The organism is Marinilactibacillus sp. XAAS-LB27, from assembly GCF_036039175.1.
Classification (GTDB): Bacteria; Bacillota; Bacilli; order Lactobacillales; family Carnobacteriaceae_A; genus Marinilactibacillus.
Genome location: NZ_JAYXKP010000001.1, coordinates 212683 through 229571 on the forward strand (window position 1 = coordinate 212683; position 16889 = coordinate 229571).

Below are 16889 nucleotides of genomic sequence, written 5' to 3' on the forward strand. Positions count from 1 at the left end.
CTTTCTTTAATCTGTTACAAGTAAGGATAATATTTGGTATAATGATAAGATAATGAATGCTTTGACTGATCGTTCAACAAAAGACGACAAGTAACGTTTAAAACTGATTAAAGGATGACATGCATGTTCAAAAAGCAATTTTTCCCTGAGAGTACGATAAAAAGCTTAGCGTCGAATACGAATGTATTTGCTGAAGGATTAAAACTATCTGGTGATCAAGTGGTAAAGCTTACTTCAGTAAATGATAAAGAAAGCACTTTGGTATTTTCAGTTGAAGATGCTAAAAGCGAGCAGGTCAATCTTAGATTCTATCCAAATGGAGTGGCTAAGAAGTACCACTGTACCTGTGTTCCTTTTGAAAAAAATTCTGGAGCTTGTAAGCACGTAGTAGCAAGTATGCTTCAAGCCAATTTAGTACAACAAGACGACTTGAAAAAAGTATTGAAGTCTGCTCCGGGAGCTGCCCTTAAGGAACCGATGTTTTCCTACAAAAAAAGTGAAGAAGCACTCAAGCAGCTGATTCAAGTTTCAAAACAAGAAATTTCCAGACAAACAAATGACTATAAAAACCAATCTTTGAAATTTGAATTTATTTTAAATGTAAGTGGAACGGGTTATTCTTATGCTTACGACTTATATATGAAAGTCGGTCTGGATAGGTTGTATGTCGTTAAAAATATTCCACACGTCATTTCAGAGATATTGGAAGGCCGTTCGTATGAATTTGGTAAAAACTTTACCTATGATCCCTATAAGCATGGTTTGAATCCGGCAGATAGAAAAATGCTTGAGATTCTGTATGACGTCTATCATTTAGTGAGATCTGCGACACCTGTTGGCTATGCCAATTCTTACCAGAACAAGAGCGACATTGAAGTACCTTCAAGAAGTCTCAAAATGGTCCTGAAAGCTCTGGAAAGAACGGATGGAGGCTTTGTGAGATTCGGCCGACCACCAAAACATCTGATGAAACTAAGTGATTTGGATAAAGTACTAATCACGGATTCTTTTGAGCGGTTCCCACTTAAATTTCAGTTAGAGAAGAAAGAACAACTGTACCACTTCTCCATTATGGAAGAAGATGCAGATGAACTCGAAATGAACTTCCATAGAGGTGCAAACATTGTCGAATGGAATCATGAGTTTTTCTTCCTGACTTCGGAGCAGTATAAATTACTGAGCAACTTAATGGAAGTATTCAGTAAAAATCAGCACGCTCCTTTAGTGATGCGTTCTAGAGATTTAACGGAATTTGCCTCTACTGTGCTATCACAGTTATCTTCGTTTTTAGATATCGAAGTCAACCAAGAAGTGCAGCAAACGGTTTTCCGAGAAGAGTTAGTCGCACAATGTTATATCGATACATTAGATGACCAGTTACTGATCAGTCCAGTATTCAAATACGGAGAACTAACGATTTTCCCGCTCAAAGATCAGCCGATTGATGAAGCAATGGAAAAAGTCGTTATCAGACAATTAATTAAAGAAGACGGACTGCTTAGACTAGCACATGAATGTTTAAGTACCGCAGTTGTTAGAGACGGCCGCTGGGTGCTGGATTCATTAGATGAATTAAGTGAATTTCTCTATGAAAGTTTGCCAATCATAGCTGAACAATTTGAAATCTTTATGTCTACGAATGCGAAACAATTAGTCTATGAGCCAAGAACGGCTCCTTCTATCTCAATCGAATTAAATCGAAACTCTAATCTTCTGGACATCAATTTTGAAGCAGAAGACATTGAAGCGGATGATTTAAAAGAATTGATTAGACAACTTAACAACAACAAACACTACTACCGTTTATCGAACGGTAAGATTCTGAATTTAAAAGAAGAGAAGTTCAGACAATTGAACGAAACTGTTCAGAAGATGGATATTAATACAGAAGATATTAAAGAGGAAATGACCGTACCATTGTTCCAAGGGTTAACCGTACTTGAAGATTCTATTATCAATCAAGGGAATCAATTCAGGAAGTTAACACAGCAACTGCTGGAACCACAGAATTTGAACTTCGAGTTGCCTGATGATCTTCAAGCGGATCTTAGACCGTACCAAAAAACTGGATTTAACTGGCTTAAATCACTTGACCATTATGGCTTTGGTGGGGTTCTAGCGGATGATATGGGACTTGGGAAAACACTTCAAACCATTACATTCTTGCTTTCTAAAGTACAAGAAGTTGGCGGACAGTATCTGATCATTTGTCCTTCAAGTGTTTTATATAACTGGCAGCACGAGTTTCAGAAATTCGCTCCAGGTATCAAAACGATTCTAGTGGCAGGTTCTATAGAAGAACGAGAAACCGCTATTCGTCAATCAATTGAAGAAGAAATCCCAGTGCTCATCACCAGTTATCCTTTGATTCAAAGAGATTTCATCTTGTATAAAGATCATGATTTTAAAACAATTATATTGGATGAATCTCAAAATGTGAAGAACAGTTCAGCTAAGACGACTCAAGCTGTGATGCATTTGAAAGCTGATACAAAATTCGCTTTATCTGGAACACCGATCGAGAATAATCTTGGGGAGTTATGGTCCCTATTTTCAATTGTTCAACCTGGACTGTTTAAAAACAGAAAAGCTTATAAACAGACAACTCAGAATCGCATTGCAGCTAAAATTCGTCCTTTCGTTCTAAGACGACTGAAGCGCGATGTATTAAGCGATTTGCCTGCTAAAACAGAGACAACGGAATATATTGAATTATCACCTGAACAAAAACGCATCTATCAGTCACAATTAACGATGATCCGTGAAGAAGTCAAAGGGATGATTCAAGAAAATACGTTTGAAAGAAATCGTATCCGAGTGCTCGCTGGGATGACAAGGTTAAGACAAATCTGTTGTGATCCATCACTGATTTCTTCAGATTTTGAAGGAGATAGTTCTAAGCTTGAGCGTTTACTAGAATACCTTGAAGAAGCAAGACTCAATGGAAAACGTGTGGTCTTGTTCTCTCAATTCACATCGATGTTAAGTATCATAAAAGAGCGACTGGACAAGCAAGAAGTGGATTATCATTATCTTGATGGTCAGACTAAAAATGAAGACCGATTAAAACTGACAACCCGATTTAATATGGGTGAAAAAGATTTATTCCTGATTTCACTTAAAGCAGGTGGGACTGGATTGAACCTTACTGGTGGAGATACGGTTATCTTGTATGATTCATGGTGGAATCCAGCTATTGAAGATCAAGCAGCTGACCGTGTACATCGATATGGACAGAAAAATGCTGTTCAAGTTATTCGTTTAATTGCTACGGGTACAATTGAAGAAAGAATTAATGAATTACAAGCGAAAAAACGTGAGCTGATTGATGATGTCATTGAAACTGGAAACGAAAAAACGATTACGAGTCTCTCGAAAGATGAAGTGTTGAATTTGTTGAACGATTAAAAAATGTTTTGTGCCATTAAGAGTGTCTTTGGTTGTATAACCATTTCATTCGGCATAAGATAAGCATACAAATCATTAAGAATGATCTCAAAAAGAAGGTGTGTTAAGTGAAAAACGAACCAATAGCTTTAGAGCTACCGCCTGAAGAGTCGATCATACTTGAAAAAAAAGCAAACAAGAAGAAAAATGGACTCAGCTATCTTGGTGGTACAATTGTCCTTACAAATGGCGCGCTTTATTTTAATCCACAAAAAAATACGTCTTCCTATGATATCACGCGCATTCCGTTGACAGATGTTCATGTTTTGAAAAAGGGTGTTTCAATGGGTATGATTCCAAACAGAATCATCGTTGGAGATAATCAGGGAACGGAACATGTTTTTGTTGTGACGAATCGAAATCAATTTTACGAAGCAATAGAAACGCAATTAAGCCATAAAGTTTCAAAAGACTAATACAGAAGCAGTAACTTCATATGAGGTTACTGCTTCTTTGATTTAATCAATTCAGTTAATTCACAATTAATCCTGTGGTATACTGACAAGTAAGGATAATCGTACTGGAGGCAAATTGTGAAAGAAAAAATCATCATCATTGTTGGACCTACAGCAGTTGGAAAGACAAGTTTAAGTTTGGAGCTTGCTGAAACCATTAATGGAGAAATCATCAGTGGGGACTCTATGCAAGTTTATAAAACACTAGATATCGGGACAGCTAAAGCTACACAAGAAGAAAGAAACAGAGTGAAACACTATCTCATTGATGAAGTAGAACCTAATGAACCTTATACAGTTTCTGATTTCAAAGAGAAAGCTACGAAAGACATTCAGGACATTTTAGGAAAAAACAAAGTACCCATTATTGTCGGTGGAACAGGTTTATATATAGAATCACTTTTATATGATGTTTCTCACGGTGGAGAAGCAGCACCGGACCTTGCTTATCGAGAAAAAATGGAACAGCTTGCTTTAGATGACGGAAATCTAGCGGTTTGGGAGAAGTTAGAATCAGTTGATCCAGAAGCTGCAGAAATGATTCATCCAAATAATTTAAGGAGAGTGATACGAGCGCTTGAGGTTTTCCAAACTACAGGCGTATTGTTCTCCACATTGCAAAAAGAAAAAACAGACAAAGAGCCTCTTTTTGATGCTTTCATTATCGGATTAACGACAGATCGGGAAATCTTATATAAAAGAATCAATCAGAGAGTGGAAGAAATGGTAGAAAATGGTTTGATGGAAGAAGCTGAACAATTGATTCAAACGGTTCCTGAAGATGCTCAAAGTGTGAAAGGGATTGGCTACAAAGAATGGATACCCTACTTCCAGAAGAGGTGTAGTTTAGAACAAGTTACAGACTCAATCAAGCAAAACTCCAGAAGATATGCAAAACGTCAGTTAACATGGTTTAGAAATCGTACGAAAATTGATAGCTGGTGGAATCTAGTAGAAGAACCAGAAAAAATGGACCAAATAAAAAGTGAACTTAAACTATTTTTGAGGATGTGAGTAGATGAAACAGGAAGAAGATTATGAAAAAGTCGTTGTAGTCGGTATTCAGATAAAAGAAACAGATGATCAATTTAGATATTCTCTAGATGAATTGAAACAACTCGTAGAAAATGCTGGTGGTAAAGTTGTTGGAGAATTGACTCAAAAAAGAGATCGTCAAGACGCAAAGACTGTTATCGGTAAAGGGAAATTGAATGAGTTAAAACACTTAAGTGAAGAAGTTGAAGCTTCTACGATTGTTTTCAACCAAGAATTATCTCCTAGAAATGTCAGAAATATCCAAGAAGAAGTTGAAGCAAAAGTTATTGATAGGATACAAGTGATTTTGGATATCTTTGCTTTAAGAGCACAAAGTAAAGAAGGTAGATTGCAAGTACAACTGGCGCAACTCTCGTATCTGTTACCCAGATTAGCTGGACAAGGTGTAAATATGTCTCGTCTAGGAGCCGGTATCGGGACACGTGGTCCAGGAGAAACGAAATTGGAGACAGACAGACGTCATATCCAGAATCAAGTGACGGATATTAAACAAGAACTGAAAAAAATCGAGTCTCACCGTGAACGTAGTAGGGAACAGAGAAAACAAAGTAATGTCTTTCAAATTGGTCTAATCGGTTATACAAATGCTGGTAAATCGACGATTTTGAATATGACCACGGATACTGGAACCTATGAGAAAGATCAGTTGTTTGCTACTTTGGATCCTTTAACGAGACAAGTAGAATTACCTTCAGGTCTTAAATCAACCATGACCGATACTGTTGGCTTTATTCAAGACTTGCCCACTCAACTCATTGAATCTTTTCAATCTACACTAGAAGAATCAAAAGAAGTGGATTTGCTCCTTCATGTAGTGGATGCTTCTGAAGAGAACATCTTAGGTCACGAGCAAACTGTACTGGACCTCCTTAAAGAACTGGGAATGGATAACATTCCACGTCTAACGGTCTACAATAAAAAAGACTTAGCAGATGAAAACTTCCAACCGAGTCTTTATCCCAATGTCGTTATTTCAGCGAAAGATCCCGATGATATCGAAATTTTGTTTGAACAGATTGAAAAGAGTATCAAAGAACAAATGCTACCTTATTCAGTCGAGATATCTAATGCACGAGGCGACTTACTTGTTCAGCTTAGAAATGAAACCATAATAAATGAACAACATTATGATGAGGAAAAACAAAAGTATCATGTAGAGGGATTTGCACGTCCGGATTCGCTATGGCACAGAAGATAAAACAAATTAAGCTTAGAGAGCTAGGAGATATCATCCAACTCTCTAAGCTTTTTTGCGCGCATCTACACTTATTTTCAGATGTAAGCGTACAAAAGAAATTGCATTATTTGATTTATGTAAATAATGTAAATTACAGGTGATTTTAATGTTTCATTTTAAATAACAAGCTTAATTTGATTCAACTTCATACGATTATGAAGAAGGTTATCAAATCATACTTAGAAAGAGTGGGCCAGTTATGATGTTCAAACATAATCTTCAAAGCGAGAAAAAGACTTTATTAACTAAAAGCAAAAAAGTACATAAAACTAAGGAGAAAAGAAAAAAATCTATCCGCAGTCGACTGATTATTCTTTTCAGTTTACTGGTCATCGTTCCAGTCGTGTTGAGTTCTTTTGTATTGTATGCAGATATGCGTGGAGCTGTTGAATATAGGGTGAAAAGAGAACAAAAAGAAGCCACTACAAAAATTGTTGATTTGCTTTATGACGCAGGAAATGAAGCAAAAACAACGTTACTATCAATCTCTGAAACAGAGGAAATCAATAATCTTGATCAAAGCGAAGCTGTAGAACAATTGAATCAATCCTTTAGTTTGTTGAAACAGTCTCTAAAATATGTTTCAGATGTGTTTATATATAGTCCAGGCACGAATAATATCGGTACATTGTCAGAAGAAAATCTTTATTTATCTGCTAATGCTTGGTATGAAGGAGCAAGAAACTCGAATGAAGACTTTTACTTGTCGGATACCTATGAAGATAATGAAACGGGTAACGAAACGATGGCAGTCATTATGCAAGTTCCTGGTCAAGATCAAGTCATAGGCGTGACTTTAAATCTTGAAAAAATTTCTACTTATGTTTCGGACAAAAAAATAGGTCAAACAGGCTACCCGCTTGTGATTTCAGAGACTGGTTTCTCGCAGTTATCACAAGAGGACACAGATTTATCAGAAGATACCCTATTCACAGATGCAACAGAAAATTCGGGTGAATTGCTTAGCAACCTGAATAACCAGACCTATCCCATATATTATGAGCGCGTAAACAATCTAAACATGATTGTTTATGGGGTAATTGGTTCGGATGAAATGAAGACAGAAAATAATATGTTTTTACAAAAACTTACCATTATCCTTATTAGTGCATTAATCATAGCAGTAGGGATAGGATACCTAGTCTCTGAATATATCGTAACCATCGCTAAAACAATACAAGAAGCCTTATTTAGACTAGAAAATGGAGATATGACGGCTAGGATATATAGTTTTAACTTTTACCCTTTCAAAAATTTCAATAAAAAGAATAAAAATAAACGAGTAAACAGAAGTGAAAAGAAACCTACTCTCGATCCTAACGGTCACGAGCTTCAACAAATTGCCATTAGTTTTAATCAAGCAGCGAGATCCTTTAATCGAATGATAGAAATTGTGATCAATAAAGCTGACGAAGTTTCAACCTTATCTTAAGATTTACAAGGTATTGCTGGGCAAACTCAGTCTTCAACAGAAGAAGTTTCAAAAACAATTGTTGAAATCGCTGAGGCGACAAGTGTTCAAACTAAAGACACCGAAGAAACGACTGTTCAGATGAAAGAACTCTCGAAATCGGTTGATCGTGTTTCCAAGCATATCAATATTATTTCAGAGCAATCGGATGCAACGAATAATGCCATTATTCGAAATGATCAAAGTTTAGACCAAGTTCATTCTAACTGGGTTTCTACCTTGAAAACCCTTGAACAGCTAAAAAACAATATTTCCACAGTCGATCAGGACATTCAAAATATTGAAACCATTTTAGAAGTCATTTTAGAAATAGCTGAAAAGACAAATCTCTTGTCATTAAATGCTTCTATAGAAGCAGCTAGAGCTGGAGAAGCTGGAAAAGGTTTTGCAGTAGTAGCTGCTGAAATCAGAAAACTAGCTGATCAAAGTCATACTTCTTCAGATACCATTTCTTCTATCATAAGATCCGTTCAAAATAAATCAACAGGGATGGTGAACATTCTTGAGAAGGTATTTAAAGAAAGCGATAATCAGACAAATTCAATGAAAGACGTTACGAGCACCAATCAAAACATTTCTAAACATATCAAAGAGCTAGTCACGTCCATAAACAAAACAATAGAATCTACCGATATTATCGAGGAAAAGAAAGATACCGTGGTTTCGGCAATTTCTGAAATCGCTGAGACAGCTGAGGAAACCTCTTCTAGTACGGAAGAAGTCTCTGCTAATACTGAGGAAATCCTAGCCACTATGGATGAATTCCTATCGACTATTCATCATTTGAAGAATTTATCAGTAGATTTAAAAAGTTCTACCAGCCAATTCATAATCAAGTAATAGATCAGGGTATTTAAACAATTACTAAAATCGACTAACACACGATTGTGTAGTCAAATGTGACAGTTCTCTAAAATGTATGTTATTTTATCTAATTGAATATAAACTTTTAAGAATACTTACCGATAGTAATTAAAGTCAGTTAAGTATTCTTTAAAGTAGTATAAAATCTTTACGCACAGCGTATTTAAAGGAGTTTGTTGAATTAATGGAAAAAATGAATGGACAATGGAATAGATTAAAGCAGAATATCCGTAAACTTGATTGGTCAAAGTTTAAGGTATCCAAACAAAATAGAAGTAAAACAGACCATAAAAGTGTTCGATGGCCTATTACTTTTATCCTGACCATCGTGATGTTGATTCCCGTATTATTAACATTATTATTTACATACATACAGACAACAAATATTTTAACAGAGCGCATTGAAGAGCAAGAAAGACAAATTACGACCAATATTGTTAGTACGATTAATAGTGCAGCAATTGCAGCAGAGTCAACTGTTGAAAGACTCGCAATGGATTCTATTTTGAATCAAGTATCTTCCGGTGTAGAAGGGGCTAGTTCAGATCTTAGCTCACGCCTTCAGTACATAACTTCAGGGAATAGATATATTGCCGATGCTTACTATATCGCTACAGGAGCGGATTCTGATTATGTTTCGACCGCTTCACTAAGTGGTGATTTATCGCAAACCTTACCTTGGCTTAAAGGAGCAACAGAATCAGCCGGTTTAATGTGGTCAGCGCCATATGAATTGAATAACAAAACGCGCATGACCGTTTCGAGACCTTTAGTAGCTGGAAGAGAAGTAATCGGTGTATTAGCAGTCGACTTAGATCTAGAGACTATCAAAATGGACGTTAAAAATGCAGAAATTGCTGACACAGGTTCTATTCAAATTTTCACTGACGAAGGAGTAGCCATTGCTTCACCTGATGAATCAATTATTGGTCAAAATTATGGAAATGACCCGTTCTTTGTTTCAGCAAAAACCGCAAGTACAGAGAACCCAACAGGTTTTATCAAAGATAAAACAGTCAACAATGAAAAGTTCGGCATTTATTATGAAAGCTTGAATTCATTAGGATTAAATATCTTTGGTATGGTAACTGCTGATGAAATGCAATATGAGATTACTGCGTTAAATAAAATGATGATCTTCATTACTATTTTTACGATCATTCTTGCAGCAGTCATTTCTTATCTATTCTCAAGTGTATTGATGTCTATCGCACGTTCACTCATGAATTCATTTAGTCAGATTCGTGATGGGAAATTGACACACCGTTTAAAATATAAAGAACTTGTTCATATTCAAAATCCTTTTACAAATCTAATCAATAAAGATTCGAAAAACAAATCTGATCAAGTGAATATTGCAGAATCAGACCTTGATCCAAAAGGAAATGAATTGCACCAAATTGCGATTGTATTCAATGAAACGATGGAGACATTTGAAGGCACTATTGCGACGATACAAGGAAACAGCTTGAATGTTTCTGAAATGGCGACTTCTTTAACCGAATTATCTGATCAAACAAGTCGAGCAACTGCTGAAGTTGCACAAACCATTTCTGGTGTTGCTGAAGCAACAAGTTCGCAGACTCAAGACACTGAAGAAACAGCGAATCAAATGAATGAACTGTCAGTTGCTTTAAATGATATCAATGATGCTGTTGGAAAAATGGGTGAGCATGCAGACACTACAATGGTCTTGAATGGAAGCAATACATTTGCAACACAAGATGTTGATACTAACTGGAAATCCACCTTATCTACGATCAATGGATTGAAAGTTCAGATTGAAGAAGTAGATGGAGATATTCAAAATATAGAAGGAATCGTCAATGCCATTACCAATATTGCTAAGAAAACAAACTTGCTTGCACTGAATGCTTCCATAGAAGCAGCGCGTGCTGGTGAAGCCGGTAGAGGATTCGCTGTAGTAGCTGAAGAAATTAGAAATCTTGCTGAACAGAGCGCACAATCTTCTAAAGATATTCAAAATATTATTCATAGTGTTCAAAGCAAATCTACGAACATGGTTGAACACTTGGAAGAAACGAATCAAGAAAGTGCTGTTCAAACTGAGAAAATTGGCGAAGCGTTGACGGCTTCAGAAAATGTTGCCAGCTCACTTGAACAACTTGTTGCGAGTATGATTGTCGTCATGCAGTCATCTTCTGTTATCAATCAACGCAAAGATGAAGTTGTCTCACAATTAGAGAATATTGCTGCTTCCGCAGAAGAAAATTCTGCTGGAACACAAGAGGTTTCAGCGAATGCTGAAGAAATCCTTGCAACGATGGAAGACTTTTCCGCACACATTAGTAATTTAGAAAGTGTTGCAGATAATTTGAAAGAATCAGCTAAACGCTTTGAAATTAAATCATCACAAGCACCAGTTAATTTGGAAGAAGATGAAACAGATCTGAATCCGCAGCTCGTTTAACATGAAAAAGAGGAATGAGGAACTGTAATGAATAAACACATATTATTTAGAGTTGGCGAACAAAACTATGCAATCTCTATAGCTGAAACGGATAGAGTCGTCCACATTGAGAATTACACAATTGTACCGGATGTATCTTCTTACATTATTGGTATGCAAGATATTGAAGGGACAATCGTGCCCATGATTGATTTATCTGAACGATTCTTTAAACAAAAATTAGAGAATTTTGATCAAACAGATACAGTGGTCGTGAAATGGAAAGAAGAAAAGATTGGCTTAACAGTAAATGAAGTGCTTGCTGTTGAAGATTTCAATGAAGATCAAATTTCAAAAAAAGAAGCTTCAGGAGAAAAGAAAGACGGAGTTTCAACCTCCTATATTTCTGCTTTCGTTCAAACTAAAGATGGGATCGTACCAATTTTAGATCCTCACGCATTATTTAGTGCTGAACAGGCAGAGGAAATGCAGGCGTTACTTGCCATTAACCATATACAAAGCTAAAGTAACTGCTTAGTAGAATAACGGAGGAAAAGGCCATGTCTGAACAAGTGAAGGTAGGGATTTCAGATTATAAAATTTCTGAGCCACCTAATCATTTAGTCACTATTGGACTCGGTTCATGCATAGGGATTGCTTTACACGAACCGATTACGAAAAAAGGCGCATTGATCCATATCATGCTACCTGAAAGTGAAGGATTCAAAGATACGACAAAGTGGGAAAAATTCGCAGACTTGGCGATACCAAGAGTTGTAGAACAAATACAAAAAGAAACTGGTAAAAAGAAATTAATTGCTAAAATTGCTGGTGGCGCTAGTATGTTTAAATTCAATAATCAAAACGATACAATGCAGATCGGAAAAAGAAATGCTTTAGCAGTTGAAAAGGCCTTGAATGAACTGAAGATTCCTATTTTAGGAGATCATACGGGCGGTAAAATGGGTCGTTCAATGTTTGTTGATCTAGAAACATTCGAAGTGACTGTGCGAATGGTCAATCGTGAACTGCATATATTATAATCCTGCGAATACCGCAAGAGTTAACAAGTAAAGGATGCTAGAAAATGTCGATAAAAATAATGGTCATTGATGACTCGGCATTCATGCGTAGGATAATGAGTCATACCCTTCAGGAAATTGAAGGTGTAGAAGTACACAGCCTCATCAGTTGTGGTAAAGAAGCAATTGGAAAACTGAAACAACCTTTTCCAGATCTGATTACAATTGATGCACAAGTTCCTGATTTAAATGAAACAAAAGAGCTCAAAAAACTCATTCAAGATCACACTATCCCAGCAGTTATGATCAGTTCATCGGATAGTAAAAAAGAAACAACCCTTAAAGCGCTTGAGATGGGCGCGGTTGATTATCTTCAAAGACCGCAGGAACTAAATAGAGACTGGGGAATTTTTCAAGAAAATCTAGAAAAGAAAATTAAGTTATTTACGAAATCAAAAAATAACCCAAATAAACTACCTAATAAAAAGAAAATACCAAAAACCAGTAACTTTACTTTACCTGTAGAAGCCATTGTTATAGGCGCTTCAACTGGTGGGCCCAAGGCACTGGTAGAAGTCATAAAGATGTTACCGCCTAAAATTGGTATTCCAGTTTTTATTGTCCAGCATATGCCGAAAGGCTTCACAACTTCTTTCGCCAATCGATTAGATTCAATTGCTGCTTTGACAGTTTTAGAGGCAGAAGATGGACAGAAAATACAAAAAGATACAGTTTATCTAGCACCAGGAGGTAAACATATGTTGTTAGATGGTGACAGAATATTGTTGACTGAAGAAGATAAAATACATGGCGTTAGGCCTGCAGTTGACTATCTTTTTGAAACAGCGGCCATAAAATATAGCCATCACTTAGTCGGAGTCGTTCTGACCGGGATGGGTAATGATGGTGCACAAGGAAGCAAAGTGATCAAAGAAAACGGCGGATATATGATTACACAGAATCAGGAGACATCGGTTATCTACGGTATGCCTAGAAATGTTGAGGAAAAAGGCTACTCTGATAAGGTAGCAAGCCTGTATGATATCGGCGATATCCTAAAAAATATGATTGGATGACAATAAAATATGGCGACATTAAATTTTGATTTTTTCTATGAGTGGGTCTTGAGCAATTTGAATATAAACTTGAATGCTTATAAAGAGAAACAACTGCAAAGAAGAATCGGTACTATTATGAAACAGTCGGGTGCAACGACTCTTGAAGAATATGCAAAGAATATCTCTAAAGATGAAATACTTAAAAAACAATTTCTGGATTATATAACGATTAACGTTACAGAATTTTTTAGAAATAAAGATTTATTTGATAATTTTGAATTAATGATCAATACGCACTTATCACCTAAATTTAAAGAACTGAAAATCTGGAGCGCTGCTTGTTCTATTGGAGCGGAACCATATTCACTAGCGATGATCGCACAAAAGAATAATATCAAATTAAAACAAAAAATTATTGCTACAGATATTGACCGTACAATACTAGATCGTGCTGCAAAAGGGTATTACAGAGATAACGAATTAAAAAATGTTTCATTAGTAGACAAGAATACGTACTTTGATTTAAAAGATGGTTACTACTGCATACAGAACGCGATCAAACAAAAAGTTCAGTTCAAGCAGCATGATCTCGTTCAAGATAAATATGAAAAAGGGTTCCATGCAATCGTCTGTAGAAATGTGACTATTTATTTTAAATCAGACGTCAAAGATGATATCTATATGCGAATGGCAGACTCTCTTGTTACTGGTGGATTACTCTTTACCGGTGCAACAGAAACCATTTATCAGCCTGAAAAGTATCAGTTAAGAAAAATCGCATCATTTATCTATGAGAAAATAGAATAATTTACGAAAGAAGGAGGAGATGAGTATGGAAGATAACAGCGCCTACCGCGATCTGTTCTTTGAAGAAACAGATACGAATTTAGAAATATTAAACGAAGAAGTCCTGAGACTAGAACAAAACCCAGAAGATACGGAAATCATTGACTCAATCTTCCGCGCTGCCCATACATTAAAGGGTATGGCCGCGACGATGGGCTACAATACAATGGCAAAACTGACTCACTCTGTTGAGAATGTATTTGAACTATTTAAATCAAAAACAGCTAAAGTCGATACAGGAACCGTTTCGTTGATCTTCGATTGTCTAGATACGCTTACAGACATTGTTGAAGCATTAAGAGCTGGTGAAAGTGATGAGTTAGATATCTCAGCACTTGTCGCAAGACTTGAAGCTGTCTCGAATGGAACAGAAGTTTCTAGCGAGCCGATCACTGAAGAATCTCAGTCAGATAAAATGGATTTAACATTAGAAAAATTAGATCCGTCTGATCTAACCGTGATCGAGCAAGCAGAACAAGCAGATTACAAAGCATTCGTAATTGCGGTCAAAGTGGATAAAGATAGCTTTATGAAAGCTGCCAGAGCCTTTCTGGTCATCAATAAATTGGAGCAAGAAGGCGATATTATTCACACAGAGCCTTCAGCAGATAAAATCGAAGAAGGCGAGTTTGAAGAACACTTCAAACTCCTACTCTTAAGCAAACAAGAGGAATCAACTTTAAAAGAACAGATTCTTGAAACGAGTGAAATTGAAGAAGTTTTAATCAAACCGTTTGAGAAAGCACCTAGCATTGAAGAAGAGGCTCAACCAGTTGGCATAGAAGCAGGCGTTCCTTCTGAAGCAGAAGTGAAAACCGCTGCACCGAAAAAATCTATCTCTAAACAAACGATTAGAGTAGATCTATCCAGACTAGATCAGTTTATGAACCTAGTATCTGAACTGGTTATCCATAGAACGAGACTAGAAGATCTGACGGAAAAAGAAAAACTTCAAGAATTAACAGAACCCCTAACAGAAGTTGGACGGATTACGACAGAGCTTCAAGAACTTGTTTTGCAGTTACGTATGCAGCCGTTCAATGTCGTCTTGCAGCGTTTTCCAAGAATGCTTAGAGATTTGGCGAATGAACTGGGTAAAGAGATTCAACTGGTTACTGAAGGGGAAGATACTGAACTAGACAGAACGGTTATCTCTGAAATTGGCGAGCCGATTATTCATCTTCTTAGAAATTCAGCTGACCACGGTATTGAAATGCCAGATGAAAGAGAAAGACTTGGTAAACCAAGACTTGGAACGGTTAAACTAGCTGCTTATCCAGAAGGAAATAGAGTGGTTGTTACCCTTTCAGACGACGGTAAAGGTTTGAACCCTCAAATGATCAAAGAAAGTGCAGAAAGAAAAGGGATTGATACAACTGGACTTTCTGATGAAGAACTTCAGCAACTAATATTCCACCCTGGTTTTTCTACTGCTGCGAAAGTAACGGGTATTTCTGGACGTGGAGTAGGAATGGATGCTGTTAAAGAGAAAATTTCTAGCCTGAATGGAACGATTGAAACGATCAGTGAAGTGGGTAAAGGAACAACCTTTAAAATCGTTCTTCCACTGACACTTTCAATCATTCAGTCTCTTCTTGTTCGCTCAGGTGGTGAAACCTTTGCAATGCCTCAAGCCATTATTGACAAGGTCAATCGTTTTGAGGAAGAAGAAGCGATTCAAGTCCATCAAAACGAAGTCTATCGCTACAATGATACAACGATACCGATTACTCGCCTTACAAGAGCCTTAAATCTTGAAGAAACAGATGATCGTAATGCGCACATTATTATCGTATCTATTGGTGATGAAAAACATGGATTGGTTGTTGATGAGTTAGTTCAGCAAAAAGAGATTGTGATCAAAAAACTCGGAAAAGAACTCGGTGAAATGAAGCAATTTCTCGGAGCAACCATCATGGGAGACGGGAGTATTAGTCTGATTCTTGATATCACTTCAATCTGTAAAGAAAGAAGGGAAGTTAGATAATGGGCCTTAACGAATCACTACTTCGATTAGATGCTTTACAGGAAATGGTTAATATCGGTGGAGGAAATGCAGCAACAAGTTTATCCAAACTGATTGACCGAAAAGTTGAAATGGATGTTCCAACACTTGAAGTCATGAATTATGATGACGTTTATCAGAAAATCCGTGGTGAAGAAGAAGTGGTTAAAGCGGTACTGATGAACGCACTCGGGGACGAAGATGAATATGGCATTTTCCTATTTGTAGTCGATCCTGAAGATGCTGACCAGTTAGCTAAAATGATCATGCCAGAAGGAATCGAACTAACGGACGAATTAATCGATTCTTCCATTTCAGAGCTAGTTAACATATTAGTGCACTCTTTTATAACGGCTGTCATGAAGATAATCGACACGATGATTATTTCTACAGTACCGATTATGGTGGAAGATATGTTTGGTTCGATTGTAAGTAGTGTCTATATGGAACAACAGCAATATGATGACAACATTTTTATCATTAAAAATGAATTTTATAGTCTTGGACACAAAATTGAAGGAAGTTTGTATTTTGTACCCAAGCCTGGTGTGTTAGAATTATTATTGCGTCGATTAGGCGTATAGGATTGAAGGGAGAAATTTAAAAATGGCTAAACGTGTATTAATTGTTGATGACGCAGCATTCATGCGTATCAAACTAAAAGATATTTTAGAAAAAAATGGATATGAGGTAGCAGCAGAAGCTCAAAATGGTGTTGAGGCTGTTGAGAAATTCAAAGAAACGCAACCTGATTTAGTGACTATGGATATTACTATGCCAGAAAAAGATGGCGTTGAAGCACTTAAAGAAATCAAACAACTTGATCCAAATGCAGTTGTTTTAATGTGTTCAGCAATGGGTCAGCAGTCTATGGTTATGGATGCGATTCGTGCCGGAGCTATTGATTTCATCGTAAAACCTTTTGATACAGAACGCGTTATCAAAGCTTTAGATAAAGCTAGCCAGTAAACACATAAAACGGTGAAGATGTGCATTCAAAAAATTGTCACACCTACAC

The 16889-nt window shown here is 36.7% G+C and carries 14 protein-coding genes; all 14 read left to right on the forward strand.

Going from position 1 to position 16889, the window contains the following annotated elements; translation table 11 throughout:
* The first annotated feature begins 123 nt into the window (after positions 1-123).
* The 14 genes from VXN63_RS00910 to VXN63_RS00975 all read left to right on the forward strand — a co-directional run bounded on the left by VXN63_RS00910 (position 124) and on the right by VXN63_RS00975 (position 16840).
* Positions 124-3408, forward strand: coding sequence for a DEAD/DEAH box helicase (locus VXN63_RS00910; RefSeq protein WP_327756095.1), 3285 nt, complete (start codon positions 124-126; stop codon positions 3406-3408).
* Positions 3409-3515: 107 nt separating this feature from the next.
* A complete protein-coding gene (locus tag VXN63_RS00915) occupies positions 3516-3863 on the forward strand; it encodes a GRAM domain-containing protein (RefSeq protein WP_327756096.1) in 348 nt (115 codons plus the stop codon).
* 114 nt (positions 3864-3977) lie between these two features.
* A complete protein-coding gene (gene miaA, locus VXN63_RS00920; RefSeq protein ID WP_327756616.1) occupies positions 3978-4916 on the forward strand; it encodes a tRNA (adenosine(37)-N6)-dimethylallyltransferase MiaA in 939 nt (312 codons plus the stop codon).
* A 4-nt stretch (positions 4917-4920) separates the two neighbouring features.
* Positions 4921-6156, forward strand: coding sequence for a GTPase HflX (hflX, locus tag VXN63_RS00925; protein WP_327756097.1), 1236 nt, complete (start codon positions 4921-4923; stop codon positions 6154-6156).
* A gap of 238 nt (positions 6157-6394) precedes the next feature.
* Positions 6395-7627, forward strand: coding sequence for a cache domain-containing protein (locus VXN63_RS00930; RefSeq protein ID WP_327756098.1), 1233 nt, complete (start codon positions 6395-6397; stop codon positions 7625-7627).
* Between the two features lie 120 nt (positions 7628-7747).
* The gene (locus VXN63_RS00935) at positions 7748-8506 is read left to right on the forward strand and encodes a methyl-accepting chemotaxis protein (RefSeq protein WP_327756099.1); all 759 of its coding nucleotides are present in this window, start codon (positions 7748-7750) and stop codon (positions 8504-8506) included.
* A gap of 208 nt (positions 8507-8714) precedes the next feature.
* Positions 8715-10961, forward strand: coding sequence for a methyl-accepting chemotaxis protein (locus VXN63_RS00940; RefSeq protein ID WP_327756100.1), 2247 nt, complete (start codon positions 8715-8717; stop codon positions 10959-10961).
* Positions 10962-10988: 27 nt separating this feature from the next.
* Positions 10989-11465, forward strand: coding sequence for a chemotaxis protein CheW (locus VXN63_RS00945; RefSeq protein ID WP_327756101.1), 477 nt, complete (start codon positions 10989-10991; stop codon positions 11463-11465).
* A 35-nt stretch (positions 11466-11500) separates the two neighbouring features.
* Positions 11501-11983 carry a chemotaxis protein CheD gene (locus VXN63_RS00950; protein WP_327756102.1) on the forward strand — a complete coding sequence of 161 codons (483 nt, stop codon included), beginning with the start codon at positions 11501-11503 and terminating at the stop codon, positions 11981-11983.
* Positions 11984-12027: 44 nt separating this feature from the next.
* Positions 12028-13038 carry a chemotaxis-specific protein-glutamate methyltransferase CheB gene (gene cheB, locus VXN63_RS00955; RefSeq protein ID WP_327756103.1) on the forward strand — a complete coding sequence of 337 codons (1011 nt, stop codon included), beginning with the start codon at positions 12028-12030 and terminating at the stop codon, positions 13036-13038.
* 9 nt (positions 13039-13047) lie between these two features.
* On the forward strand, positions 13048-13827 hold the full coding sequence (locus VXN63_RS00960) for a CheR family methyltransferase (protein ID WP_327756104.1): 780 nt from the start codon (positions 13048-13050) through the stop codon (positions 13825-13827).
* A gap of 25 nt (positions 13828-13852) precedes the next feature.
* Positions 13853-15853, forward strand: a complete 2001-nt coding sequence (locus tag VXN63_RS00965) for a chemotaxis protein CheA (RefSeq protein ID WP_327756105.1) — start codon at positions 13853-13855, stop codon at positions 15851-15853.
* Positions 15853-16455, forward strand: a complete 603-nt coding sequence (locus VXN63_RS00970; protein ID WP_327756106.1) for a chemotaxis protein CheC — start codon at positions 15853-15855, stop codon at positions 16453-16455. The genes VXN63_RS00965 and VXN63_RS00970 overlap by 1 nt, the downstream gene beginning before the upstream one ends.
* A gap of 22 nt (positions 16456-16477) precedes the next feature.
* The gene (locus tag VXN63_RS00975; RefSeq protein WP_225743874.1) at positions 16478-16840 is read left to right on the forward strand and encodes a response regulator; all 363 of its coding nucleotides are present in this window, start codon (positions 16478-16480) and stop codon (positions 16838-16840) included.
* Positions 16841-16889: the final 49 nt, after the last annotated feature.

What these genes read in the sequence shown, in the direction of transcription:
- VXN63_RS00910 (WP_327756095.1), top strand. Translation starts at nt 124, where the DNA reads ATGTTCAAAAAGCAATTTTTCCCTGAGAGTACGATAAAAAGCTTAGCG.
- hflX (WP_327756097.1), top strand. Translation starts at nt 4,921, where the DNA reads ATGAAACAGGAAGAAGATTATGAAAAAGTCGTTGTAGTCGGTATTCAG.
- VXN63_RS00930 (WP_327756098.1), top strand. Translation starts at nt 6,395, where the DNA reads ATGATGTTCAAACATAATCTTCAAAGCGAGAAAAAGACTTTATTAACT.
- VXN63_RS00935 (WP_327756099.1), top strand. Translation starts at nt 7,748, where the DNA reads ATGAAAGAACTCTCGAAATCGGTTGATCGTGTTTCCAAGCATATCAAT.
- VXN63_RS00940 (WP_327756100.1), top strand. Translation starts at nt 8,715, where the DNA reads ATGGAAAAAATGAATGGACAATGGAATAGATTAAAGCAGAATATCCGT.
- VXN63_RS00945 (WP_327756101.1), top strand. Translation starts at nt 10,989, where the DNA reads ATGAATAAACACATATTATTTAGAGTTGGCGAACAAAACTATGCAATC.
- VXN63_RS00950 (WP_327756102.1), top strand. Translation starts at nt 11,501, where the DNA reads ATGTCTGAACAAGTGAAGGTAGGGATTTCAGATTATAAAATTTCTGAG.
- cheB (WP_327756103.1), top strand. Translation starts at nt 12,028, where the DNA reads ATGTCGATAAAAATAATGGTCATTGATGACTCGGCATTCATGCGTAGG.
- VXN63_RS00960 (WP_327756104.1), top strand. Translation starts at nt 13,048, where the DNA reads ATGGCGACATTAAATTTTGATTTTTTCTATGAGTGGGTCTTGAGCAAT.
- VXN63_RS00965 (WP_327756105.1), top strand. Translation starts at nt 13,853, where the DNA reads ATGGAAGATAACAGCGCCTACCGCGATCTGTTCTTTGAAGAAACAGAT.
- VXN63_RS00970 (WP_327756106.1), top strand. Translation starts at nt 15,853, where the DNA reads ATGGGCCTTAACGAATCACTACTTCGATTAGATGCTTTACAGGAAATG.
- VXN63_RS00975 (WP_225743874.1), top strand. Translation starts at nt 16,478, where the DNA reads ATGGCTAAACGTGTATTAATTGTTGATGACGCAGCATTCATGCGTATC.